Source organism: uncultured Campylobacter sp., from assembly GCF_905373215.1.
Classification (GTDB): Bacteria; Campylobacterota; Campylobacteria; order Campylobacterales; family Campylobacteraceae; genus Campylobacter_B.
The window spans coordinates 14,792-40,686 of sequence record NZ_CAJPRT010000015.1 but is presented as its reverse complement, the minus strand read 5'-3'; the positions used below and the strand labels follow the sequence as shown (position 1 = coordinate 40,686).

The 25,895-nt window shown below is 41.1% G+C and carries 16 protein-coding genes and 4 CRISPR repeat arrays (1 of these 20 cut by a window edge); all 16 genes read left to right on the top strand.

Annotated elements, in window-relative coordinates:
• Positions 1-4 precede the first annotated feature (4 nt).
• The gene (locus tag QZ176_RS07730; RefSeq protein WP_295152540.1) at positions 5-247 is read left to right on the top strand and encodes a hypothetical protein; all 243 of its coding nucleotides are present in this window, start codon (positions 5-7) and stop codon (positions 245-247) included.
• Positions 240-1,598: a hypothetical protein gene (locus QZ176_RS07725; protein WP_295152538.1), complete on the top strand. Its 1,359-nt coding sequence runs from the start codon at positions 240-242 to the stop codon at positions 1,596-1,598. Before QZ176_RS07730 ends, QZ176_RS07725 begins: the two co-directional genes overlap by 8 nt.
• Entirely contained in the window at positions 1,579-2,679 is a 1,101-nt protein-coding gene (locus QZ176_RS07720; protein WP_295152536.1) for a CCA tRNA nucleotidyltransferase, read from the top strand. The genes QZ176_RS07725 and QZ176_RS07720 overlap by 20 nt, the downstream gene beginning before the upstream one ends.
• 49 nt (positions 2,680-2,728) lie before the next feature.
• Positions 2,729-3,517: a hypothetical protein gene (locus tag QZ176_RS07715; RefSeq protein WP_295152534.1), complete on the top strand. Its 789-nt coding sequence runs from the start codon at positions 2,729-2,731 to the stop codon at positions 3,515-3,517.
• Positions 3,510-3,998: a tRNA (cytidine(34)-2'-O)-methyltransferase gene (locus QZ176_RS07710; protein WP_295152560.1), complete on the top strand. Its 489-nt coding sequence runs from the start codon at positions 3,510-3,512 to the stop codon at positions 3,996-3,998. The genes QZ176_RS07715 and QZ176_RS07710 overlap by 8 nt, the downstream gene beginning before the upstream one ends.
• Entirely contained in the window at positions 3,986-5,347 is a 1,362-nt protein-coding gene (locus tag QZ176_RS07705; protein WP_295152533.1) for an endonuclease/exonuclease/phosphatase family protein, read from the top strand. Before QZ176_RS07710 ends, QZ176_RS07705 begins: the two co-directional genes overlap by 13 nt.
• Positions 5,344-5,478 (top strand): hypothetical protein, encoded by a 135-nt coding sequence (locus QZ176_RS07700; RefSeq protein ID WP_291937682.1) that lies wholly within the window; start codon positions 5,344-5,346, stop codon positions 5,476-5,478. The genes QZ176_RS07705 and QZ176_RS07700 overlap by 4 nt, the downstream gene beginning before the upstream one ends.
• Positions 5,462-7,489, top strand: coding sequence for a glycine--tRNA ligase subunit beta (gene glyS, locus QZ176_RS07695; protein ID WP_295152531.1), 2,028 nt, complete (start codon positions 5,462-5,464; stop codon positions 7,487-7,489). The genes QZ176_RS07700 and glyS overlap by 17 nt, the downstream gene beginning before the upstream one ends.
• A gap of 72 nt (positions 7,490-7,561) precedes the next feature.
• On the top strand, positions 7,562-8,293 hold the full coding sequence (locus tag QZ176_RS07690; RefSeq protein WP_295152529.1) for a CRISPR-associated endoribonuclease Cas6: 732 nt from the start codon (positions 7,562-7,564) through the stop codon (positions 8,291-8,293).
• A 117-nt stretch (positions 8,294-8,410) separates the two neighbouring features.
• Positions 8,411-10,204, top strand: a complete 1,794-nt coding sequence (locus QZ176_RS07685; protein ID WP_295152527.1) for a TM1802 family CRISPR-associated protein — start codon at positions 8,411-8,413, stop codon at positions 10,202-10,204.
• A complete protein-coding gene (cas7b, locus tag QZ176_RS07680; RefSeq protein ID WP_295152525.1) occupies positions 10,204-11,121 on the top strand; it encodes a type I-B CRISPR-associated protein Cas7/Csh2 in 918 nt (305 codons plus the stop codon). The genes QZ176_RS07685 and cas7b overlap by 1 nt, the downstream gene beginning before the upstream one ends.
• Complete coding sequence (gene cas5, locus QZ176_RS07675; RefSeq protein ID WP_295152523.1) at positions 11,122-11,835, top strand: CRISPR-associated protein Cas5; 714 nt, start codon at positions 11,122-11,124, stop codon at positions 11,833-11,835. It begins immediately after the preceding gene.
• The gene (gene cas3, locus QZ176_RS07670; protein ID WP_295152521.1) at positions 11,825-14,002 is read left to right on the top strand and encodes a CRISPR-associated helicase Cas3'; all 2,178 of its coding nucleotides are present in this window, start codon (positions 11,825-11,827) and stop codon (positions 14,000-14,002) included. Before cas5 ends, cas3 begins: the two co-directional genes overlap by 11 nt.
• A complete protein-coding gene (locus QZ176_RS07665; RefSeq protein ID WP_295152519.1) occupies positions 14,002-14,499 on the top strand; it encodes a Dna2/Cas4 domain-containing protein in 498 nt (165 codons plus the stop codon). Before cas3 ends, QZ176_RS07665 begins: the two co-directional genes overlap by 1 nt.
• 8 nt (positions 14,500-14,507) lie before the next feature.
• Complete coding sequence (gene cas2 / locus QZ176_RS07660; RefSeq protein WP_295152517.1) at positions 14,508-14,786, top strand: CRISPR-associated endonuclease Cas2; 279 nt, start codon at positions 14,508-14,510, stop codon at positions 14,784-14,786.
• Between the two features lie 16 nt (positions 14,787-14,802).
• The gene (cas1, locus tag QZ176_RS07655) at positions 14,803-15,801 is read left to right on the top strand and encodes a CRISPR-associated endonuclease Cas1 (protein WP_295152515.1); all 999 of its coding nucleotides are present in this window, start codon (positions 14,803-14,805) and stop codon (positions 15,799-15,801) included.
• 386 nt (positions 15,802-16,187) lie between these two features.
• Positions 16,188-17,795: direct repeats of the CRISPR family, unit length 30 nt; unit sequence GTAGAATTCCATCCCGTTGGGAATTGAAAC.
• 100 nt (positions 17,796-17,895) lie between these two features.
• Positions 17,896-23,740: direct repeats of the CRISPR family, unit length 30 nt; unit sequence GTAGAATTCCATCCCGTTGGGAATTGAAAC.
• 34 nt (positions 23,741-23,774) lie between these two features.
• Positions 23,775-25,557: direct repeats of the CRISPR family, unit length 30 nt; unit sequence GTAGAATTCCATCCCGTTGGGAATTGAAAC.
• 12 nt (positions 25,558-25,569) lie between these two features.
• Positions 25,570-25,895: direct repeats of the CRISPR family, unit length 30 nt; unit sequence GTAGAATTCCATCCCGTTGGGAATTGAAAC; it runs 294 nt beyond the window's last position.

The following is a 25,895-nucleotide window of genomic DNA, read 5'->3' as shown; positions in this document are numbered from 1 at the left end:
AGCTTTGAATGGCGCACTAGCATACGCTATGGAGCTTGAGAAAAAAGGCGATATCTACGGCGCGATGCGGATTTGTCGCGGTATTTTACGCGATAATCTGCAAGATGGCGATGCGGCAGTGCTTTTTGCGCGGCTAAATTTAAATCATCGAGTAAGCTCTGGCGTCAATATGGCGATGCTGGAGCGCTTTTTAAGCGTCGATGCACGTAAACAAGCAGAATTTAAGAGGTGGCTAATTGATGTATGAAAATGAACTAGAAGATATCATCGAAGCAGTCAATGAGATGAAAGCACAAAAGCGCGCGCAAGATTTGGCGGCGCAGCAAGAGGGGGCTGTGAATGCAAACAGCGCTGAAGCAGGATCACAGACTTCGCAGGATGCTTTAAGCCCCACTTCTTTTGCGCCAGATCCTATTGCGCCTGATGCCTTAAATTCCGCATCTGCGCCGGATATCGCTTCACCAAACGCGCAAAATTTCACTTCCTTAGATACTAAAAATTCCACTTCGCGCTTTGTTTCATCGGACGCTTTAAATTCCGCCCTAGATCGTTCAAATGCCCTTGCACGCAAGAGCTCTGCGCCTAGCAGCGCAGAATTTACAGCGGACGCTACTTTAAAAAAATTTGCCGTAAAAGATGAAAATTTCACTTTTTCCAGCGAGGAGAATTTTAAAAATTCTAATCTTGCAGGCGGTGAGAATTCCGCGGCCTCCGTCTCTTTAAATGGAGAAAATTTTATAAATTCCGCTTCTGCAAGTAGCAAAGATTCCGTAAATACCGCCTTTGCAAGCGATGAAATTTTAAAAAGCTCCGTCGCGAAATTTGACGAAAGCTTTCGTGATTTATCGGGCATCGCAGGCGAAATTTGCGATAGTTTAGGCAGCGATATGAATGGATTTGTTTCTCCGCAAAGCAGGGACGCAAGCATAGCGCAAAGCTCTGCCGAAAGTAAAGATTTTGAATTAGCGCTAAATTCTACGGATGACGACTCCCAAAGCGGGCAAGATTTGACACCTCGTATTTTAGGTGCGCATTTTAAGGAACTTCGCAATGACGATTTTGGGTCTGGTTCTGATTTCAAAGAAAACGAAGTTGACAATTATTTCAGCACAGCGCATTCTAAAAAGCAGGATTTAGCGTCGCTTCAAGCTCAAAATTTCGCCGCACTAGAGATCCGAAATGCTGCCGTGCAGCAGCAAAATTTCGTTTCGCAGCCGCAGAATTTTACGATCCCTGAGGCGCGAGATCATGAGCTCGCCACGCCGCAGCTTCGTAATTCCGCCAAGCAGGATATGCAAGCGGGAAGCTTTGCCTCTTCTGGTGCTCAAAATTCCGCCCTGCGCCAGCCCGAGGAAGCGCGACACCTTGGGGCTGCGAGACAAGCGGGCGATAAATCAAAATATCTCGCAAATGTAGATTTTAAAATTTTAAGCGAAGCGGAGTTTTTGAGCGCGATAAAAGAGCGGATTTTAGTGCTTTTTGAGGGACTAAACGCTTTTGAGAAGGGCGATTTGAACGCGCGCGTGGAGCTAAATTTAAAATTTATGGAATTTTTGCTTGCAAGTATCGAAAACCGACTTGAAAATCTATCAAAATGACGATTTCATCGCGCTTTTAGATTATCTTAAAAAATTTAGCTCACGCATATATCTGGTAGGTGGCTGCGTGCGCGATCATTTTTTAGGGCGGACAAGTGCTGATGTGGATGTGGAGCTTTACGATGTGGGTCCGCGTCGCTTCGAGCAAATTATGCAAGACTTCGGCGCACAGGGCGTCGGCAAAAGCTACTTCGTCTATAAATATAAAAGCTTCGACATCTCGCTTCCGCGCACCGAGAGTAAGACAGACATCGGACACAAGGGCTTTAGCGTCGCTTTGGCTACGGACGAACATGAGGCTAGCAGGCGGCGCGATTTTACGATCAATGCGATGATGATAGACGCTATAAGCGGCAAAGTGCTCGATTTTTACGGCGGGCTTGCGGATCTGCGTGCGAGGATTTTGCGAGTGGTTGATCCGCACACTTTCGTGGAGGATAGCTTGCGCGTGTATCGCGCAGTGCAGTTTGCCGCGAGATTTGAGCTTCGCGCCGAGCCGCGCACCTTAGAGCTTATGCGCGGCATCGACGTTAGCGATCTTAGTTGCGAGCGCGTTAAAGCAGAGCTGATTAAATTTTTTCGTGCACCTGCGCACCGATATGGGATGATGCTAATGCAAGAGCTGGGGCTTTATGAGCGGGTTTTTGGATTGCGGATTGATACGCGTACGCATGAGCGGCTGATAAAATTCATAGAGCACGGCGAATCTTTCGTAAGAAATGAAATGTTTTTTTTATACGCGTTTTTGAATTTTTTAGGATTAGATAAAAATAAGATTTTAAAGAATTTAGGGCTAAATTCTCTTTATAAAAGGCTACTTAGCGAGCCGTTTTTTAAGCGGGTAAGCGACGAGCGACTATGTAAAATCGCTCTAAAAATGCCGCTTAAGCAGTGGCTCGGGCTATATTGTAAAGGTAGGGTGCAAGCGGCGAAGCGGCTTGGGATTTGGGATAAGAAATTTAAAAGCTTGGTTTGCGCAGCGGATGTCGCTCGCAATCTGCGCGGCGCTGCGATCGGCAAGGAGATTGAGAGGCTGCAAGAAGCGGAGATTAGGGCGTTTGTAGCGGCTTTAAAAGCGTAAATTTAGAGAGATTTTTGTAAAATCGCCGTTTTATTTAGGAGCTAGTTTTATGAAAAAATTCTATCGTCGCGACGAAATTTACGCGTTTTGCAAGAATGCTGCGTCTTTGCAAGAGTGCGTTTTTTGCTTTGATCGCAGGCAAAATTTCGTGATTTTTGCTGCGCGAAATTTTATCTTTTATGGCGAGCGAAATTTAAATTTTTGCGGCGTAAGATTTCATAGTGCAAAGCTTAGCTCGGTAGGATTTCACGACGCGGAATTTGACCTATTAAAATTTCATCCGTCGTGTCGCCATACCGAAAAAGCCCACGAGGCGAAGTTTTATGGATCGCGCGAATTTCGTAGATCACATCGCTGCGGCGGGAAATTATACGAGCCGTGCAGCAGCGAGACGGAATTTCACGGCTCACATTACAGCGAAATTAAATTTTGCGGATTAGGATATCTTGGCACAAAATCTCACAGCCTGCGTCGTATTAAACGCATTAAAGCAAAATTTAGCGAGCCGTATTGCGCGTCCTGTGCTATGGGAGTAGTTGCCTCGCCGCACCACAAAAAAATGCAAGAGCCGTGTCGCTACAAGGAGAGATCTGACGTCCTGCAGTATCGCAAAATCATGAACCTAAATTTTATTTCGCAGAATTTCAAATTACAGAATTTTGCCCATTCAAATTTGCAAGGCTTTACTGCGCGAAATCCCAAGCCGTGTAATTTGGCTTTGCAAAATTCTAAATCTCAAAACCTTGTCTCGCGGAATTTTAAATCTCAAAACTTTGCCTCGCGGAATTTTAAATCGCAAAATTCTGCTCATGCAAAATCGGTGATTTTTGATGTTTAATATCGTGTTAGTATATCCGCAGATCCACACAAACACGGGCTCCATCGGGCGCATGTGCGTCAATGCGGGGTGTCCTTTGCATCTGATTAAGCCGCTGGGATTCGTCATCGACGATAAGCATCTGCGCCGCGCGGGGCTTGATTACTGGGCGAGCTTGGATCTTAAAATTTGGGAAAATTGGGACGAGTTTATGGCGGCGAACGAGAAATTTAAGCAGCGCTTCTTTTTTGCGACGACGAAGACGAACAAGCTCTACTATGAGGCAAAATTTCAGCCGGGCGATTTTTTGATTTTCGGCTCCGAAGGGCACGGGCTGCCGCTTGAAATAATGCGCACAAACCGCGAAAACTGCATCACGATCCCGATGAGCGGGGCGGGGCGCAGTTTAAATTTAGCCACCAGCGTGGGCATCGTAACCTACGAAGCGATCCGCCAAAATATCGATAAATTCGACTTTAGGAGCGCGGTTTGCGAGTTTTAGCGCTACTTTTTACGATGTTTTTCTGCGGCGCGGGTGCAGCGGAGCTGAAAATCGCATCGTTTAACGTGCAAAATTTATTCGACGGCGTAAACGACGGCACGGAGTACGCGGATTTTAAGATCGGGCGCGGAGGCTGGAGCGAGCAAAAATACGAGCGCAAGCTGCAAGAGATAGCGGACGAGATAAGCGCGCTTAATGCCGATATTTTGGGGCTGCAAGAGATCGAAAACGAAGCCGTGCTAAAAGCGCTTGCGCAGAAGGCGGGCTATAAATTCTACGCTTTTTCGCGCGCGCAGACTGCGCCTGCGGGTGTGGCGGTGATGTCGCGCATACCGATAAAATTTCAAAAAACTTACCGCCCGACAGAGCTTAAAACACGAGATATTTTGCGCGCTGATTTTGCGCTTGGCGGCGCTGATTTTAGCTTTTATGTCGTACATATGCTCTCTGCACGCAATCCGCTAAGCGAGCGCAGGCGAAATTTCGCCTTTTTACGCGAGGTTTTGCAAGGGCACCAACGCGCTATCGTAGCGGGAGATTTTAATACGAATTTTGGGCAAAATTCTTTGCTAAACGAGCTTATCGAGCGCGATGGATTTAGCGATTTATGGGCGCTACATCCCTGCTTGCAGTTAAAGCATTTTAGCTCTTGTGAGTCTCATGAAAGTGGCGCGGTGCTCGATCATATCTTACTTAGCGACGATTTTTTTAGTAGCGAGCCGGGATATAAAAAGGACAGTTTCGCGGTTGCTAAATCCTCTACCGCTTCCGATCATTTCCCGATTAGCTTCATTCTGACGGACGAAGGCGCTTTAAAATCTACGCCAAGAAAGCAAGAATTTTTAGCTAAAAATATCGATAGCGCCGCAAAGACCGTCACGATAGAGGAGCTTTACGGGCGCATTATAAGCGAGCCTGTGCTGATAAAAGGTGCAGTCGTGAGCTTTGCAAACCGCCACGGCTTTGCGGTCTCCCAAGATGGAAGCGGAGTTTTTGTCTATGGCGGCAGCGGGCTGCAGCTAGGCGATAAACTCGATCTGCTAGTAAAAAAGACGAAATTTTATAAACAAAGCTTTGAGATCGACGATTTTGAGATCGTAGCTAGAAGCGGCAACGTAGGCTCTATCGCACCATACGTTTTGCCTAGCGCATCGGTGCGGCAGCTGCGCGCAGGAGATGTGATAAGCACGATCAAAGGCGACGTTAAAGACGGCATAATTGATCTAAAAGGCGCGGGCGAGTTTAGAATCTTTCGCAAAAGCGCTCCTGTGCAAAACGGCAAAAATTTAGAATTTAAAAATGCCTATTTTACGATTTATAAAGGGCAAAAGGAATTTATAGTAGAATGATACACGCCGTTATAACCGCACTTTTCGTGCTTTTTATGATATTTATGATCGTAGGATTTAACCGCGAAATGATGGAGAAAAACGAAAAACGAAATCAACGAAAAAAGGATAAAGATGGAACTACTCATTGAGATTGGGGTCGAGGAGCTGCCTGCGATCCCGTTTTTAAAAGAGCGTGCGAATATCGCGCCAAAATGGCGCGCGGTGCTTGAGGCTAACCGCATAAATAGCGACTTTCGCTTCGAATTTAGCCCGCGTAGATTTGTGCTATTTCACGAGGATTTTCCGCAACGCGGCGATGATGCGCAGATCGTAAGCACGGGCGCGCCAAAATCCGTCGCGCTCAAAGACGGTGCGTGGAGCCCTGCAGCGCTAAGTTTTGCTAAAAAATGCGGCATAAGCGAAAGTGAGCTGGAATTTCGGCAGATAGGCGGCAAAGAGGTGCTCTACCACGCTGCGGTGCAAAAAGGGCGTGATAGTCGTGAAATCCTAGGCGAAATGATAGAGGAGTTTTTACGATCGCTAAATTTTGGACGCGCGATGCGCTGGGGTAGCGGCAAGTTTGAGTTTATCCGTCCGATAAGAAGCATAGCCTGCGTTTTGGGCGGTCAAAACGTAGATTTTGAAATTTATGGCGTGCGAAGCGCGGCTGCATTTTTTCCGCACAGAAAATTTGGCTATGAAGCGATTAAATTTAAAGACGCCGCAGATTATTTCGCACTACTGGAGCGTAACGGCGTAATTTTAAGCGAGCAAAAAAGAAAAGATAAAATTCTAAGCGAGTTTGCAAAGCTCAAGAAAAAGCATGGTTTTAAGATCGAGGTCGATCCTGCGTTGCTAGATGAAGTAACGGCGATCACCGAGTATCCGACGGCGCTGTTAGGCAGCTTTGAGCGAGATTTTTTAAGCGTGCCAAAAGAGGTCATTATCACTTCGATGATGGAGAATCAGCGCTATTTTCCCGTTTTCGAGGGTAAAAGCCTAAGCAATCACTTCGTTGTCGTTAGTAATGCGATCACCGATGATGACGAGCTTGTAGTACGTGGTAATGAAAAAGTTTTACGCGCGCGCCTAAGCGATGCTATGTTTTTTTGGAAAAGCGATTTGCAAGCGGAATTTAGCCCTGAAAAACTTAAGCAAATTTCCTATATGCAAGCTCTTGGCTCAGTTTATGATAAGCAAGTGCGCGAGCTAGCTGTAGCAAGGGCGCTGAGCGCGGATTATGCTACGCAGATTGAGGCGGAGATCGGCAAAAAGGACTTCGCGCGGGATGTGGAAAATGCCGTAATGTTTAGTAAAGCAGACCTTAGCAGCACGATGGTGGGCGAATTTAGCGAGCTTCAAGGCATTATGGGTAGTTACTATGCCGCACACGCTGGACTGGCAGATCATGTATGCCGCGCGATACGCGAGCAATATCTGCCTAGCGGCGAGGATAGCGAGCTGCCAAGCGGCGTATTTAGTAGCGTAATTGCTGTAGCGATGAAATTTGAAACGCTCCTGGGACTTTTTAGTATCAATAAAGTTCCAAGCGGCAATAAAGATCCGTACGCGCTTCGCCGCGCAGCTACGGGGCTAATTAAAATTTTACTAAATCAAGGATTGAGCTTTGATGCGAATGCGTTGGCGCAAAAGCTGGCGCCAAATTATAAGAAATTTAACATTTCTAAGCTGCTGGATTTTATAAAAGATAGGTTATACGGAATTTTTGACGAGATAAATCCGTCCGTGATCAAGGCGTGCATCGCAAGCGGAGAAAACGATCTATTACTACTAAGCAAGGCCATAAAGGCGCTGGGCGAGATCGCAGCAGCAGCGGATTTCGGGGAAAATTTTGCGACCTTTAAGCGCCTAGCCAATATCATCAAGGACGAAAAAATAGGCGCGGTGGACGAAAACCTATTCGAACACGACGCTGAGCGTGCGCTAAATGCGGCATTCAGGGCGATTAAGCTCAACGAAAACGACGTGAGTGGGTATCTGCGCTCACTATTTGGGCTTAAAGGCGTGATTGATGATTTTTTCGATAACGTAATGATAAACGTCCAGGATGCCGCGATACGCGCAAATCGTATCGCAAATATCGGGCAAATTTATCGCGCGTTTTTGCAGTTTGCCGATATCAAAGAGATAGGATTTTAATTTTACTTAGAGCTCATTTGCCCAAGGTTTGCGCGAACCTTGGGCAAAATTTTACCGCGCAAAGGAGCGCAAATGCTAATAATCAACGCAAAATTACCAACTAAAAATCTAAAAATCACAAAATCTCTCTCGCAGTTGATTCAGGGCTTTCTTTATCGCTATCTGCCGGCTTCAGAGCACGTAGGATATAGGCACGAATCAAGCGGTAAAATTTTTAAACGCACGGTGTTTGATTTTATCTTGCGAGGAGAGGATTTGCGCGTGCGATTTGCTTCATGCGAGCCGGAGTTTGAACGTAAAATCGCGCTAGCAGTGCTAAAAGACGGGCTAAGCTTGGGTGAAATTCTATTTACGCAAACTACCGTCGAAGCAAAAAATCATAAAATTTTCGAGAACGAAGCTATTGTGCAAGGCTACGTGGCGTGCGCAGTAAGCGGGCTTTTGGGACATAAGGTTTATTTGCAGCCGCAAGATAGCAGGCATTTAGAGATGATGAAGACGAATATTTTACAGCGATTTGAGACGATTATGGGGCGAAAATATGATGGCGAAATGGAGTTAAATTTATTGTGGCAAAAGCTGGGTGAATCTGTGAAATTCTATTACGGCAACAATCGCGAGCCGGTATATGCGTGGCAGGCAAGATGGAAAATTGTAGCTAATGCAGAACTAATCAATTTGATCCTTGGCGCGGGAGCTGGAAGTGGGTGCATGAACTACGGAGTAGGGGTTTTGGAGGTTGTAAAGCAAGACCTTATTAAAGTACAAATTTCAAATCCTAAAAAGGATAATTGCTTGCCTTGAAATCGATTGTATAATAAAAATCTAAAAAAGGCAAATTGTTTTCTTAAAATACAATAACTATTGACAATATAATTAAAATTTAGTTATAATTCACCTATGTTTTAGAAAGGATAAATTTTGGGCGATATAGTTAAAATTTTTTCTAGTATCGGTGAAATTTATGATAAACAGAAAACTAAAATCAACAACAAGAGCTATGAATATGATGCTATTAAAATTTATCTTTGCGATATTAAAAGTAAAGAAATATCGGTAAATAACAATATTTCAAGAGACGATTTAATAGTTTGTAGATTTGGCATAGGCGCGAATTCTGGTAATTTGTTCCCCAACGTCCAATTCATTAGCAAAGCCGTAAAAGACGATACGCCTAAATTTATAAAAGGAATTTTAAAAGCCGTAAAAAATATGCTCTCTTGTTTCAATCCTGACGATATCAAAAATGATAAAATATTAACGGATTTATCTAGCTTAAATGAGAGCTTTTTTGATGATATTTTAAGTGAAATTGTAGCTCTACAAGAAGAGCCTAAGAAAAAAGGCATGAAAGTGGCTACTTTTTTTGCATTATCTTGGGAGGGTAGACCAGTTTCAGCGTATTTCAAAAATGTTTTTACGAGTCATTTAAGTGATAGCGATAATAGTAAAACTGCCAAAATTTATGGTTATGATATGCTTACAAATAGTATGGGTATCGGCGGAGATGCGAATTTAGCGTTTTGTTCCGTAAATGAGCTACCGACTGCTTTGCAAGACATTAAAGTTAGATTACTACCTCTAAATAGTGCTAATGCAAATTTGGTTAAAAACGGTTTTATGGCAATTGATAAGGAATTATCTTTTAATTTTTACGGGGATAAAATGGCGGTCTTACCGACGTTAATGGTAAATGATGCAAATTTATTAGAAGAAATAGTGGAAATTTTAAAAGATCCAAGCGAAAAGAAAAAAGATCTGCAAGGCATACAAAATATCGAAGAAAGTATTAATTACGAGTTGGAATCCGTAGCTAAAGCACAAGCAAATATGCCCGTGCTAAATACAATTTTATTTTATAAAAAAAGCAATGCTGCGGTTAATGTATTATTGCAAATAGATGATGTATTGCCGTCTTATATTTCTAAAATTTCCGATTTAATGGGTAGATATAACATTAGGGCGATTAGGCGAAAAGATAGTAAAGATCAACAAGACGATACTATTTACATGCAAAATTTATTTCTTAAAAACATCGATATTATGGATTTTTTATTATCGCAAAATAGGATGAATTTAGATGATATGATGGAAAAATATGCTGCTTTGATTTATAAAGGCAACATTAACTCTAGTTATGCGTCAAAAATAGAGTGGGGATTTTATTTTAATTGCGTTAAGACATATCAAAATAGAAGTATAAAAAGTATCGAAAAATATCAAAATTTCTTTAATGAAATAGGTGCTTTAAATGAAAAAATATCATTTGCAAGGGAGGTTAATTTGCAAAGCTTAAGCGATAAAAAAGAGCTAATAAGCTCTATTTTGAAAAATAGTGAATTTCTAAAAGATAATGAAGTATTGCAGAGTGCATATTTGCTAGGAATGATGTCTGCAGGGTTGATAAATCGCCAATTTGCTATTAGCAAAAATAGCTCATTCGAAAAATGGCTGAATAATGCCGGACTAATTACGAAAGAGCTTTTAGAACGGATTTGGACCAAATGCGATGAAACTAACAAAAAACTCTCCAATGTATCGCGAGGAAAAAGAAGCGCTAATATAGAAATCATGCGCGATATTTTGATTGGAATTTTACCAGGTGCGTTTTTATCTCAAAAGCGAGTTAAGAGCGCTTATGTAACGCTAGCTTTTGCTATGGGCGGAAGTGATTTTACGAAATATATTAAAGATAACACTCAAGGAGACGAGTAATGAAAAAGAAGGAAATTCTATTTCTTTGGGACGGCGAAAATTTTAATCCAAACGGCGATATGCTAAGAGATAACGCTCCTAGGATAGACGATGAGACGGGTATAGCAGAAGTCACTGATGTACGTATAAAGCGAACAATTAGAGATGAAATTATGAAAAAAGACGAAAGTGCGATTTTCATTAAAGAGTATAAAAGAGATGAAAATATCTTAGATTGCAAAAGCGCAATACGTGAAGTAATTAATGTAAGGCAAGAAAAAATCGAGATTGAAAAAGAAATTTTATCTAAATTTATCGATATTCGCGCATTTGGTGGAGTTTTGCCGATATCGGATAAAGACGAGATGAAAAAAGAAGGCATAAAAACAGCAGGAATTCAATTTGTTGGACCCATTCAGTTTAGAATGAGCAGATCGCTTCATAGAGTTGCGGTAGAGCATATAAAAGGCACCGGCGCGTTTGCAAGTGGTAGCGATAAGGCAAATAAAACGTTTAGAGAAGAAGATTTTTTAAATTATGCAATGTTTGCAACTTACGGAATAGTGGATAATCATAGTGCAAAGATTACAAATTTAAGTGAAGATGATGTAAAAGTGATTTTAGGCGCGCTCTGGAGCGGGACTAAAAATTTAATTACTCGCACTAAAATGGGTCAGATGCCTAGATTTATGCTAGTAATTACATATAAAAATGATACTTTCGCTGGAGATTTAAATAACTGTGTGGCTATAAATAGTAGCAAAGAAGACATAGAGATAAGAAGTATAAATGATTTTACGATTGATTTTTCTAGATTAAAAGCTAAACTTACTAGATACGCGCAAGAGATCGAAAAAATAGAGTATATGAGCGATTTTGACTTCGAGCAAAATAACAGATCACAATTTGATAGTAATTGGATAAAAATAGGATTTTAAATGGATATAATAGCTTTTGAGCTATCGGGAGATTATGCGCATTTTTCTCATCCGGCTACTATCTACTCGTCTCTTACATATCCGGTGCCGCCAAAGACTGCCGTAATGGGGTTTTTGGGGGCGATTATAGGTGAAATGAATTATTTTAAACTTAACGATATAGGTTATAGCGTTATTTTAAGTTCGCAATTTCGCAAAAAAACTATGATTTTTAACGGTATAAAATTTGCTCTATCGTCAAATATGCATATCGAACAAGGCTATCAAGATTCTAGCGAGAAAAAGCAGTTTTATAAAGAGCTAATAAAAGATCCTAGATATGTTATATTCGTTGATTTAAGTGCTTTAAACGCTTCTTATAAAGAAAATATAATCGACAGCTTAAAAGCTCATAGATGCTCCTTTACACCATATTTAGGTATAAATTTTTGTATAGCGGATTTTAAATATATCGAGATAAAAAATTGTGAATTGGTGCATGAAAAAGAAAGTTTTATAGATACGTTCGTTTTAATGGACGATTTTATATTTGATGCACAAAGCTTTGATATTAGACTTACTGCGGCTAGAATGGCTTGCGGATGCGAAGAGGGTCGAATTTTTAAGGATTTTAAAGATTTCGTTATCAAGCTAAGCGGCAATAGTCAAATCAAAGCAAAGAATAGAGGAAATATTTATCAAATAAATGACTACAAGGTCTACTTTGCAAAGTGAGCTGCTATCACATCCTAACAAACCACTAATAAAGCATATAACAAATATGCTTGCCGAAGCGGATAGTAGGCTTTTACAATGCGTTAAAATTTATCACGATATAGCCAAGCTAAAAACTAATTTTCAAATTTATATCAAAAACCCTACCGAAAAAATTGCAGATAAAAATCACGCTTTATTATCCGCTTACATATTTTTACTAAATTCAGAATTTAATGAGCTAGATACGGCTTTTGGGTTTTTATCCATCGTATCACACCACGGAAATGTAGAAAATTTTTGTGAGCTTACAATGCAAAATAAAAATTTCGGCAAATATTTTGAGAGCTCGAAGGAACTAGGCTTTTGGGATGAAGTCGTAGATAAAGCTTTAGGTTTAGAAATTTACAAAGATATTAAAAGGGATAAAAATGAGCTTTTAATTAAAGCTAAACATTTAAGAGAATATTTCAAATTTGCGAAAAAGAAGTTTGATTACGATGACTTTTTAAATTTCAAAGACATATTTTCGTCGCTTATTTATAGTGATAAATATGAAGCTATTTTTAATCAAAGAATTCCTGTTTCTAAACCGGCGAATTCTAATACGATCGAAAAATATATCAAAGCTCTGGAAAATCGTAAGCCAAACGCAAAAAGAAGTGAGTTTAGAAAATTCGTTTTAAATAATTTCGATGTAGATCATAATCTTTTTACTTTAACCGCGCCTACTGGCTACGGCAAGACTTTGACTGCGCTAAATTTTGCCGCTAAATTTAATAAAGAACGTATTATTTACGTGCTGCCGTTTACGGCTATCATAGATCAAGTTTATAATGAGATAAAAGAGATTTTTAAAGACGATAAAAATATATTAATTCATAAAATTCATCACAAAACTACGATAGATGAAAGTACCCCGCAAGATCGCTATTCTAAAGTTAAATTTTTGATGGATTCCTTTAGCGGAGATATTAACGTAACCACGCTATATCAATTTATATTTGCACTCTTTGGAAACAAAAATAAAGATAGCGTAAAATTTAACCGATTAAAAAATAGTGTAATAATAATCGATGAGGCGCAGGCAGTACCGTATAAGTTCAGGGCGGATTTTATGAAGCTTTGCGAGATGATGGCGGAGAAATTTGGCTGCATTTTTATCTTTATGTCCGCCACAATGCCTATTGTTGATGCGACTAAATTTAAAGAAATTTCAAATTTGGATTATTTCAAAGACCAAAATAGATACGTTTTGAAATGGTTTGATGGTGACGAGAGTGCTTTAAAAGACAAGATTAAACAGTTGGCAAAAAGCAAAAATACACTAGTCGTCGTAAATACCATTAAAAAAGCGCAAGAGCTATTTTTGGAATTTTACGATGAATTTAAAGTTTTTTGCCTAAACGGATATATGTGCGACGATCACAAACGAAAAAATATCAAAAATATAAAATACGCGATTGCCAAAAATAAAAGTGGGCACGGTGATCCGATCTTGCTAATTTCTACGCAGTCTATCGAAGCTGGCGTGGATTTGGATTTTGATGTCGGATTTAGAGAGATAGCGCCCATTAGCTCGATTATCCAAACTGCCGGTCGTATAAATAGAAATTTCGCAGCTCTGGGAGAACTATACGTATTTAACGATATTTGCGACTACTCCGATCTCATTTATAGTGATTTAAAACGCATTAGCGATAATATTTTGGTAAAAATTCTAAAGCAAAGGGATATCATCGAAAGCGAAATTTTAGATATTTCTACTAGGTATTTCAGCGCCATAAAGCAAAGCCTAGAGAGTTTATTTTTGGCGGAGCAGATGCAAGAGCTCGGATTTTACGATATAAACGAAAAGATTAGCGAGGCGATGGACGATAGGCTCAAAATTTTAGTAATAATTGAGCCAAAAGAAGATTATATTAAAGAATTTCAAAACGAAATTTTTGAAATTAATAGGCTTGATATGGACAAATTTAATAAGAAAGATATATTTACGAATACTATTAAGAAAATTAATAGATTTGGTGTAAATATCACAGAATTTGATGCAAAGCGTTTAAATATAAAGCGTATTGATGGGCTAAAAGATGTCTATTATTTATCATTCGGCGATACTTCGTACAATAATAATTTCGGGATTAAAAAGGATGCCGCCTTAAATCTCAAGAATGAGTTTTTCGACTAATGTTTTGCAAAGACCAAATCACCGGCACACTTGTGAATTATTACATTACCTGCAAACGCGAAGCATGGCTTTACGCACACAATATTCACGCTAATCAGGAGGATGAAAACATGCTGATGGGCAAGGCGCTAGCGGACATTAAAGAGAGCGGTTTACAGGACTTCGCATTTTCAAATTTGAAATTTGACAAGCTTTCCAAGCAGCGCGGACATTATCTCATCACTGAATATAAAAAGAGCCTAAAAAATCCAGAAGCAGGCAAGATGCAGCTACTTTTTTACATCTATCTTTTAAAAACAGGCTTAAATTTAAAAGAGGTAAAAGGCAAATTAATTAGCGGCAAAACCGTCATAGCTATTGAGGATAACGCCGAAAATTTTACTAAAATCGAAACAATTCTAAACGACATTGTCGCCCTTGTGAACGAGCCAAAGCCGCCTAAATTTAGCCCGCAAAAGATTTGCGAGAATTGCGCTTATTGTGATTATTGCATTTAGGAGATAGAATGTACGCTATTTTATTTTACGATATTTCAAGCAGCGACGAAAAGGAGAAAAATAACGTCGCGCGCGTCCGAAAGGCGGTCGAGAAGTTTCTGCCTCGCGTGCAATTCAGCGTTTTTGAGGGTGAAATCAGAGCGAGCGATCTTAAAAAATTAATGGCGATTTTGCAAAAAGAATGCGCCAGCAAGCTTGATTCGGTAGTAATTTATACTTTTAATTCGCTCAAATATTCACAGCGTCTCGTCATCGGGTGCGATAAAAACGAAGCAATATTCAGCTAAAATTTAAGGATAAAGTATGCAAAAATCGGATCGCACGCATTTTATTTTAAGCCCAGGCCGATTGCGCCGCAAAGATAATAATCTATACTTCGATAAATTTAACGACGAGGGTGGAATTCTAACTAGTAAAATTTTGCCGATTAACGCGATTGATGAAATTTATATTTTGGCGCGAGTAGAGCTTGACACTTATACTATGGCGTTTTTGGCCGATAATAACATTTTGCTGCATATTTTTAGCGCCTATCAAAGCTTTCGCGGCAGCTTTTTCCCGAACACTTCAAATTCCGTAAATAAAAGCGGCTTTGTGCTTTTGGCGCAGCTGCGGGCTTTTGATGATCTTTCTAAGCGCCTTTTTATCGCTCGCGAGATTACTCGCGCTCGCATCTTAAATGCAGCCATTAATTGCAAGGCTTACGGCGTCTCGCTCGATACTGCGCCGCATCTGGATGCTCTAGCGCGCGCCTGCGACATAGCAGCGGTAATGGCGGTGGAAGGCGGCTTTGCCAAGCAGTATTTCGCGGCATGGAACAAAATCATCGAGGATCAGCGCAGTTTTAAATTTACGACACGCTCCAAACGCCCGCCGGCGGATAAAATTAATGCCCTCATTAGCTATGTAAATACGCGTATTTATAACGTCTGCCTCAGCGAAATTTACAAAACCGAGCTTGATCCGCGCATCGGCTTTTTACACGAGCCAAACTACCGTGCGCTAAGTCTGCATCTAGATCTTGCAGAGATTTTTAAGCCTATTTTAGGTGATAGATTAATTTTTGGAATGTTAAATAAACGCGAGATTACGGCAAAAGATTTTGAAACGGATGCGGGGCGTATTCGATTCGGTCGAGAAGCGGTGCAAAAGATCGAACTAAAAATGATCGAGAAACTATCATCTTGCGCGAACGTAGCGGGACAGAGCTTAACCTGGCGTCAAATCATCCGTCGCGAGGCAAATCATATCAAAAAATACGTCTGTGAAGGCGTGCCTTACGAGGGGTTGGTATGGCGGTAGGCCGGGGTTTTAAGCTCATTCGTGCTTTTGAAATTTTGACTAGAATCACTTGTGCCTATAGATTGCGCCCTCTTAAGATGCATGTGCTTTTGAAATAAATTTGATCTGAAGCACGGAACGGCGAACGAATTGGCTTTAAAAACGCATATGCTTTTAAAATTTCAGCTTTTTATTATTCACACTTCGATTTTTGAATATCTTATATCGAGATTTTAGCATTTGCACTCATGATACATATAGATAGCGATAAAGTTGCTTTTAAGATTTTGAAATGCCGAAATCTTGGGCATTGAGCAATCGGCGCTTTTTTAAATTTAGTCCATTTTAAGGCATAAAAATATATACTCTTAACAATTTCTACCTAGAAAAATGGCAAAATTCGTGCGGTAGAATTCCATCCCGTTGGGAATTGAAACTCACTGACGCATCTGTTGCCATCGACGCATCTGTTAGTAGAATTCCATCCCGTTGGGAATTGAAACTATCGAAAAAGTCTTTAAACGGCGCTGAGCTTGCCAACGTAGAATTCCATCCCGTTGGGAATTGAAACAATCTTAAAAAAGCTATGGTTGATTATAATCTAACGTAGAATTCCATCCCGTTGGGAATTGAAACCATCGCTCCAAAGTAAACTCAAGACCTCATTTTTACGGTAGAATTCCATCCCGTTGGGAATTGAAACTTTTGTCCGCCGCCATTCCTGCAATATTCATCATGGTAGAATTCCATCCCGTTGGGAATTGAAACATATTAATGAGAGCCTATCTAAGCAGGAAGAGGCTCAGTAGAATTCCATCCCGTTGGGAATTGAAACACGTAATCTTGGAGGTAATAGCGCACCTTGCTCGGTGTAGAATTCCATCCCGTTGGGAATTGAAACTCAATGAGAATTATCTCTTTTTCAAGTGACATAGTGTAGAATTCCATCCCGTTGGGAATTGAAACGGCGGGGCGCTTGACGGGTTAGGAATGGAGGCAAAGGTAGAATTCCATCCCGTTGGGAATTGAAACTCCGTAAAGAAGTCTATAATAGGGTAGTGGAATTCGTGTAGAATTCCATCCCGTTGGGAATTGAAACTTTCTAGCCCTAGAAAGGATAAACAATGGGTTTAGTAGAATTCCATCCCGTTGGGAATTGAAACGGGGCTCAAGATGTATAAGATGATTCCTATTACTGGGTAGAATTCCATCCCGTTGGGAATTGAAACGTGTTTTGTTTGTCATCGATGAAATTCACAATTTTTTGTAGAATTCCATCCCGTTGGGAATTGAAACTACCTTTCGGCGTATTCGTAACTAGCAAAGACGGCGTAGAATTCCATCCCGTTGGGAATTGAAACTGGCAACAGCAGCAAGGCAGATTTTACCAAACACCGGGTAGAATTCCATCCCGTTGGGAATTGAAACAACTACAAAGCGGCAATACAGGCAGTCGATTATATAGGTAGAATTCCATCCCGTTGGGAATTGAAACATGCAGTGGTGGAGCGACTTTTTGGACGGATTGTGTAGAATTCCATCCCGTTGGGAATTGAAACAATAGCTGAGCGCCTCGATGTTTGATGTGAGCGCGTAGAATTCCATCCCGTTGGGAATTGAAACGATCACCGTCGGGCGTCTCGTCATACATCCAAGTGTAGAATTCCATCCCGTTGGGAATTGAAACCTGATGGAAAAATTATTTCTATTGTGCGAAAATTTAAGTAGAATTCCATCCCGTTGGGAATTGAAACTCTACAGCGGTAGCACTACCGCTAATAGCACTTTGTAGAATTCCATCCCGTTGGGAATTGAAACCGGCACTTTGCTTTCCTGCGGCCACCCCTTCTTCATGTAGAATTCCATCCCGTTGGGAATTGAAACTTCCTCTTTAGCAAAGAATTCCAACTTCTACGCAGGTAGAATTCCATCCCGTTGGGAATTGAAACGTTGTGATACTTCAAAAGGCGAATATTTTGATTCCAGTAGAATTCCATCCCGTTGGGAATTGAAACACTGCGGCTCAAATAGCAAACGGCGAAATTAACGGTCTTTTAGAAAAGACAACTTTTTCATAGCAATACCGCTCAAATAGCAAACGGCGAAATTAACGGGGTAGAATTCCATCCCGTTGGGAATTGAAACCGACGATCACTATTCGGTGCCTCTATTAAGCGATAGTAGAATTCCATCCCGTTGGGAATTGAAACAATTTAACGAGGCATAAAATGAGAATTTTAGTAATTTGTAGAATTCCATCCCGTTGGGAATTGAAACGATGAAAATCAGGTTAAAGAGGCTCGAGACCTCTTAAGTAGAATTCCATCCCGTTGGGAATTGAAACATAGCAAAGACGCAGAGAGGGGATTTGCGCAATGAGTAGAATTCCATCCCGTTGGGAATTGAAACTTCTTTAGGACGATTAGTCGAGATAATGGCAACGTTAGTAGAATTCCATCCCGTTGGGAATTGAAACGGTTTGATGCGATATTCAAAGCATTCCCAATTCCAAGTAGAATTCCATCCCGTTGGGAATTGAAACAAGCCAATAATGCGGCTTGCAAGCTATTTTTAAAGGGTAGAATTCCATCCCGTTGGGAATTGAAACTAAGAAATTTGTAATCCTTAATTTCGCCTACAGAGTAGAATTCCATCCCGTTGGGAATTGAAACTCATCAAAAAACTCTCTTTGGACATTCTTATCCGGTAGAATTCCATCCCGTTGGGAATTGAAACAATTTCTGGGATAACTACATTGACGGCGATATAGGTAGAATTCCATCCCGTTGGGAATTGAAACTACCCGCAGCAATTATAAAAGTGATAGGTTTTAAGTAGAATTCCATCCCGTTGGGAATTGAAACTTTTTCAGCCTGCCTGTATCCACGGGGGTATCTGAGTAGAATTCCATCCCGTTGGGAATTGAAACTACATTGATATAAATGGATATAAAAATGAGTAATGGGTAGAATTCCATCCCGTTGGGAATTGAAACTTCCGTTTGGAAGTCTTTGATCGGAACGCAAATACGTAGAATTCCATCCCGTTGGGAATTGAAACTTTATATTCTCTAATGTTGCTTTTAGTGGATACTTTGTAGAATTCCATCCCGTTGGGAATTGAAACGAGCTGGAGACAGACGGCATTTTAATCAGCGGAAATTTGTAGAATTCCATCCCGTTGGGAATTGAAACCCCTAGCGCACAGAAGCGGCAAGTTTGCCGGCATTAAGTAGAATTCCATCCCGTTGGGAATTGAAACCCCTAGCGCACAGAAGCGGCAAGTTTGCCGGCATTAAGTAGAATTCCATCCCGTTGGGAATTGAAACATACAATTTATCGCAACAATAAAAGTCTGCTGTTTGTAGAATTCCATCCCGTTGGGAATTGAAACGAGCTTGCCGCTTCTCTCATAGCCTCCCGCTCACGGTAGAATTCCATCCCGTTGGGAATTGAAACGCCAAAAATAAAGAGCTTTTGGGAGAGATTAAAAAAGTAGAATTCCATCCCGTTGGGAATTGAAACCAATCCAAATTTTCATCAGCAAGCAAAAAAACAAAAAGGTAGAATTCCATCCCGTTGGGAATTGAAACTTTATTTGTTCTTGGTAATCTTTTTTATATTTAGGGTAGAATTCCATCCCGTTGGGAATTGAAACAAGACTCGAGTTCGCTTAAGCTGAGTTCGATTTGCGTAGAATTCCATCCCGTTGGGAATTGAAACTGCGCTATCCACGCAAGCTCATAATCGCTTGTGACTGTAGAATTCCATCCCGTTGGGAATTGAAACATCTTTGAAAAACGAAAATAAAACGATGATAATAAAGAGTAGAATTCCATCCCGTTGGGAATTGAAACTTCTTGTGTCGCAAAATGCACCGTTGGTATTATTCGGTAGAATTCCATCCCGTTGGGAATTGAAACGCGTCTAAGCAAAGCAAGACCGGCTTTAACAGCATAGTAGAATTCCATCCCGTTGGGAATTGAAACCTACTGACGAGGACGATGCTTACTGGATAAATTTTGTAGAATTCCATCCCGTTGGGAATTGAAACGTTTAAAAATAGGGTCAGTTAGATCAAGCAGACAGTAGAATTCCATCCCGTTGGGAATTGAAACTACTGCATCTTGCCAAAGTCATCTGGGTGAGCAGCGTAGAATTCCATCCCGTTGGGAATTGAAACGCTTCTTTAGAAGCGCCAAGCAGTCCTCATCATCCGTAGAATTCCATCCCGTTGGGAATTGAAACAACGACGGAAGCCCAGCATTAAACTTTAGAATGCCGTGTAGAATTCCATCCCGTTGGGAATTGAAACGAAAAGGAGCTAAAAAATGAATAGTTTCGAAAGAGTAGAATTCCATCCCGTTGGGAATTGAAACTCTCCTCTATGCGTAGCTTTGATAAACTTATTAAGTAGAATTCCATCCCGTTGGGAATTGAAACATGATATAGAAATAGACATTCCTTAGATGATTGTGTAGAATTCCATCCCGTTGGGAATTGAAACACCTTGGCTAAAGCAAGGGAATTAAAAACAGAGCTTTGTAGAATTCCATCCCGTTGGGAATTGAAACTCTTCAAATCAGCCATGCACTTTGCCTTAAATTTGTAGAATTCCATCCCGTTGGGAATTGAAACGTCTCATACTCCAGCTCCTTTTAAATATCTTTGAAGGTAGAATTCCATCCCGTTGGGAATTGAAACCGTCGCCGATCTTTCCGTCCGAAATCTGCCCCGTGTGTAGAATTCCATCCCGTTGGGAATTGAAACGTATCGTTTCCACTGTGATAGAGTTTATACACCTCGGTAGAATTCCATCCCGTTGGGAATTGAAACGCGGATAAAAAAGGAAAAATCTTTTTTCTTTTGCCTCGGTAGAATTCCATCCCGTTGGGAATTGAAACTCCCTCAAGCGGTGCAAGAATGCAACGTATTCATCAGTAGAATTCCATCCCGTTGGGAATTGAAACCGGGTACATTCGCCTGCAGCTCCAATGATAAAAGGTAGAATTCCATCCCGTTGGGAATTGAAACGGAATTTCTACCTTGCGATCATCTGCGGGCTCGGTAGAATTCCATCCCGTTGGGAATTGAAACTTTGCGCTGCACCCGAAGTTCTTGATAAAGCTACCGTAGAATTCCATCCCGTTGGGAATTGAAACAGCATTTTTACCCTTCCTTATAAAATCTTCCTGGAGTAGAATTCCATCCCGTTGGGAATTGAAACAATTAGAGCCCAAAGCTCTAAAATCTACCCTAAGGTAGAATTCCATCCCGTTGGGAATTGAAACTTTAAAATCACAAGAATGGTCATTTTTGGGATTAAGTAGAATTCCATCCCGTTGGGAATTGAAACGTGACTTTATCATATCGCTTCCAAGCGACAATAAGTAGAATTCCATCCCGTTGGGAATTGAAACTCGAGCTTAAGAGCTATATAGCCGGTATCTATAATGGTAGAATTCCATCCCGTTGGGAATTGAAACAAATCCAGGCTTGCAATAGCTTTCTGATCTCCGGTAGAATTCCATCCCGTTGGGAATTGAAACGTATTTTGGCGCTAAGTTCGGTGCCAAATTTTAAGTAGAATTCCATCCCGTTGGGAATTGAAACTTTCTACACTGCTAAGAATTCAGACGTAACGATAAGTAGAATTCCATCCCGTTGGGAATTGAAACTCTTTATATGGGCGGTGCTAATGATACTGAATTAAGTAGAATTCCATCCCGTTGGGAATTGAAACGCTCGCTTTTGCTCTTCGGTTGTCCCTTGCATAATGTAGAATTCCATCCCGTTGGGAATTGAAACAAACTGCTTTCGATTATTTTTCTACTGCTGAGCCAGGTAGAATTCCATCCCGTTGGGAATTGAAACTGTGAGAGAAAGTTATGCTACTTAATGAGCTTTGTAGAATTCCATCCCGTTGGGAATTGAAACTCGGAGAGCCTATTGGCTAGCCTCCTGACGTCTGCGTAGAATTCCATCCCGTTGGGAATTGAAACGCTTGCCGCCGATCACGTATTTCACGCAGCCGGGGTAGAATTCCATCCCGTTGGGAATTGAAACAAATGAGAGTGAGACTGAAACCACTATCATTTTAAGTAGAATTCCATCCCGTTGGGAATTGAAACCTTCTACAGCTTTCGCCTCTCTTTTCGCAGCATAAAGTAGAATTCCATCCCGTTGGGAATTGAAACGTGATCAGGACACGGCAGAGTATCAGGCGTATGTTAGTAGAATTCCATCCCGTTGGGAATTGAAACAAACGCTATTTTTCATCTTACGTTCGGTTTCAACAGTAGAATTCCATCCCGTTGGGAATTGAAACTCTTTCTCGGCCAGATCCCAGCCGTTTGAAAAGCGTAGAATTCCATCCCGTTGGGAATTGAAACCTTTATTCAACTGCCTCGACGACGATCATAATTGTAGAATTCCATCCCGTTGGGAATTGAAACGCAAAGAGATAGGCACGCGACGCTAGCACAGCTGGGTAGAATTCCATCCCGTTGGGAATTGAAACCCGGCCCCGAAGAAGCTAAAAACGACCTAGAAAAGGTAGAATTCCATCCCGTTGGGAATTGAAACAATTATACAACTGGCACATACGACAATGTCGCATTCTCGTAGAATTCCATCCCGTTGGGAATTGAAACTCGGTGTAAATCGCTATCCCGATACTATTGTCTCTGTAGAATTCCATCCCGTTGGGAATTGAAACTGAAATAATCGTAAGAAAACTTACCGACGATGAGTAGAATTCCATCCCGTTGGGAATTGAAACATTGGTTTTGCGTTGCTTTTGTTCGTCGTTTTAATGTAGAATTCCATCCCGTTGGGAATTGAAACTAGTTTTCCTAAGCTTTTCAAGTAGCTTCATACCGTAGAATTCCATCCCGTTGGGAATTGAAACTACAAAAAATTAAACGAAAAAGAACAAGAATATTAGTAGAATTCCATCCCGTTGGGAATTGAAACAGCAAAATAAAGACTACGGCGACGCTAACGGTAGCGTAGAATTCCATCCCGTTGGGAATTGAAACAATCCACATTTTCGAATAGATCGAAATTTGAATTTAGTAGAATTCCATCCCGTTGGGAATTGAAACCGCTAGGCACCAATAGCCTTTTTAGCATGAGCTATCCGTAGAATTCCATCCCGTTGGGAATTGAAACTAAAGACAAATTTGTCGGAATTCCGTATCGCTTTAGTAGAATTCCATCCCGTTGGGAATTGAAACTGGGATTTGCAAGTAGAGCTAAAACGTTTTTGCAAAGTAGAATTCCCATCCCGTTGGGAATTGAAACTCGTGCCAATAAAGCTTTAAACGCTCATCACTCATATCGTAGAATTCCATCCCGTTGGGAATTGAAACAACGTTTTAAGAACATATTTTAAAAGGTATGAAACGTAGAATTCCATCCCGTTGGGAATTGAAACAATATCTGTTGGCGCAAGAATTTACGCCAAGAATCGGGTAGAATTCCATCCCGTTGGGAATTGAAACGAGCTAAATTTTAAGCAGGACGAAAAGGTAAAGGGTAGAATTCCATCCCGTTGGGAATTGAAACACGAGCGAGCCTATAGAGTTTGCAAGCAGCGCTGCGTAGAATTCCATCCCGTTGGGAATTGAAACGTAGTGCTTACGCTTCAAAGCAGGCGGAAGCTCAAAGTAGAATTCCATCCCGTTGGGAATTGAAACCCAAATCCTGGAAAGTACCCAAATCCCGCATTAAAGTAGAATTCCATCCCGTTGGGAATTGAAACAATAACCGAGATAAAGCGCACAATCGTAAAGCTAGAGTAGAATTCCATCCCGTTGGGAATTGAAACGCCTTTCGTAATATTTTCAGAGAGCCGAATTTTTGGTAGAATTCCATCCCGTTGGGAATTGAAACGCCCGTCGCTGGCTTCGGATTTGAGGGCATATTTAGTAGAATTCCATTCGCTTGCAAACATCGGCACATCGGCATATTCGTGATTTGAGGGCATATTTAGTAGAATTCCATCCCGTTGGGAATTGAAACTAAAGGCGACATTGGGCTATTGGAAGCTCCTAAAAAAGTAGAATTCCATCCCGTTGGGAATTGAAACTCCACTCGGCGTATATCGCGCGCAGAGTAGTCCTGGTAGAATTCCATCCCGTTGGGAATTGAAACCCCCATTTGCCGATGATAATGCCTGTTTTATCAATGTAGAATTCCATCCCGTTGGGAATTGAAACGCATTACGTGGCTTTTAGGCGCAGCTTCGGCAGAGTAGAATTCCATCCCGTTGGGAATTGAAACCAAACTTTGTTTACGACTTTGTCTGCTTTTCTCGCGTAGAATTCCATCCCGTTGGGAATTGAAACTCAAATTTAGGCAACTCGACGAAATCGCAGGGATTTTTAGTAGAATTCCATCCCGTTGGGAATTGAAACCTTCTATCGCCTTTTCTGCCGTTAAGCGCAACATTGTAGAATTCCATCCCGTTGGGAATTGAAACTTACCTATGCGAATCTTCTCAACTTCGCCAGAGATTGTAGAATTCCATCCCGTTGGGAATTGAAACGATCGTCTTTGCATAGAATTCTAACGATAAGCTCTGTAGAATTCCATCCCGTTGGGAATTGAAACTACCTCTGCAGAAACCCACGCTCGATCATTTCGTGTAGAATTCCATCCCGTTGGGAATTGAAACAAACTTTTGGCTACAGCTATGCAGTATTGCATATCGTAGAATTCCATCCCGTTGGGAATTGAAACAAACTCCAGCAGAAATTTCTCGATGAGAATTTTGGTAGAATTCCATCCCGTTGGGAATTGAAACATCGTGCTAACCAGGCGCGTATTTAGTGAGCAGCGTAGAATTCCATCCCGTTGGGAATTGAAACTTTCTGCAATTATAGCGCTTGCTTCGATCTGTGCGTAGAATTCCATCCCGTTGGGAATTGAAACTAAAATCAAGACCGTTAAGAATATCCTTGCAAAGGTAGAATTCCATCCCGTTGGGAATTGAAACATAACCGGGGTCGTCGAAAAATTGGTAGGCGTAAGGTAGAATTCCATCCTGTTGGGAATTGAAACTACCTAAAGAGGAGCGCGTAATAACGATTGAGGATGGTAGAATTCCATCCCGTTGGGAATTGAAACAGCTCGAGCTTTATGAAATGACGAGCAAATATCGCCGTAGAATTCCATCCCGTTGGGAATTGAAACTCCCATATCCGTTTTAAAAATTTAAAGGAGAAGAGTAGAATTCCATCCCGTTGGGAATTGAAACCGCTATACTTTCGTAAAATTTCCACGCAGGCAGGGTAGAATTCCATCCCGTTGGGAATTGAAACGATGAAACTCCGAAATATACGTTTTTATTTCTTACGTAGAATTCCATCCCGTTGGGAATTGAAACATTCTGAATCAAGCCAAGAAACGTAATCTCCATCGCGTAGAATTCCATCCCGTTGGGAATTGAAACGCTGATTATTCTGTTTTGCGGATATATAGCGCTTGTAGAATTCCATCCCGTTGGGAATTGAAACTAACCATAGCGTTCAAGTCGATAGTTTCGATCAAGTAGAATTCCATCCCGTTGGGAATTGAAACAAGGTAAAGGTGTTACGTATTTTTTGTTGGCTTTGGTAGAATTCCATCCCGTTGGGAATTGAAACCAAATCGAAAGATGACAGAAACGTGATCGCGCAGGTAGAATTCCATCCCGTTGGGAATTGAAACTTCCATGACCTAACGGCGTCAAGCCCGTTTCTAAGTAGAATTCCATCCCTTTCAGGCTGTATGACGTTTAAGGTTGGTAGAATTCCATCCCGTTGGGAATTGAAACGACATTGTCAATAGAAAAAGGAAAAATTTTGACAATACGAGTAGAATTCCATCCCGTTGGGAATTGAAACTAAAATTTGCGCTCCAGCTTCTCTCTGATCTCTCGTAGAATTCCATCCCGTTGGGAATTGAAACAAAAAATAGCCCAAAAAGTTCTTCGCGTGCAGAGTAGAATTCCATCCCGTTGGGAATTGAAACACAAGCCTCTGATTGTAGTGCCTAATCACCTTGTAGTAGAATTCCATCCCGTTGGGAATTGAAACAAAGAGCTTGCTCGCTTAGATAAAGTTGGTGCAA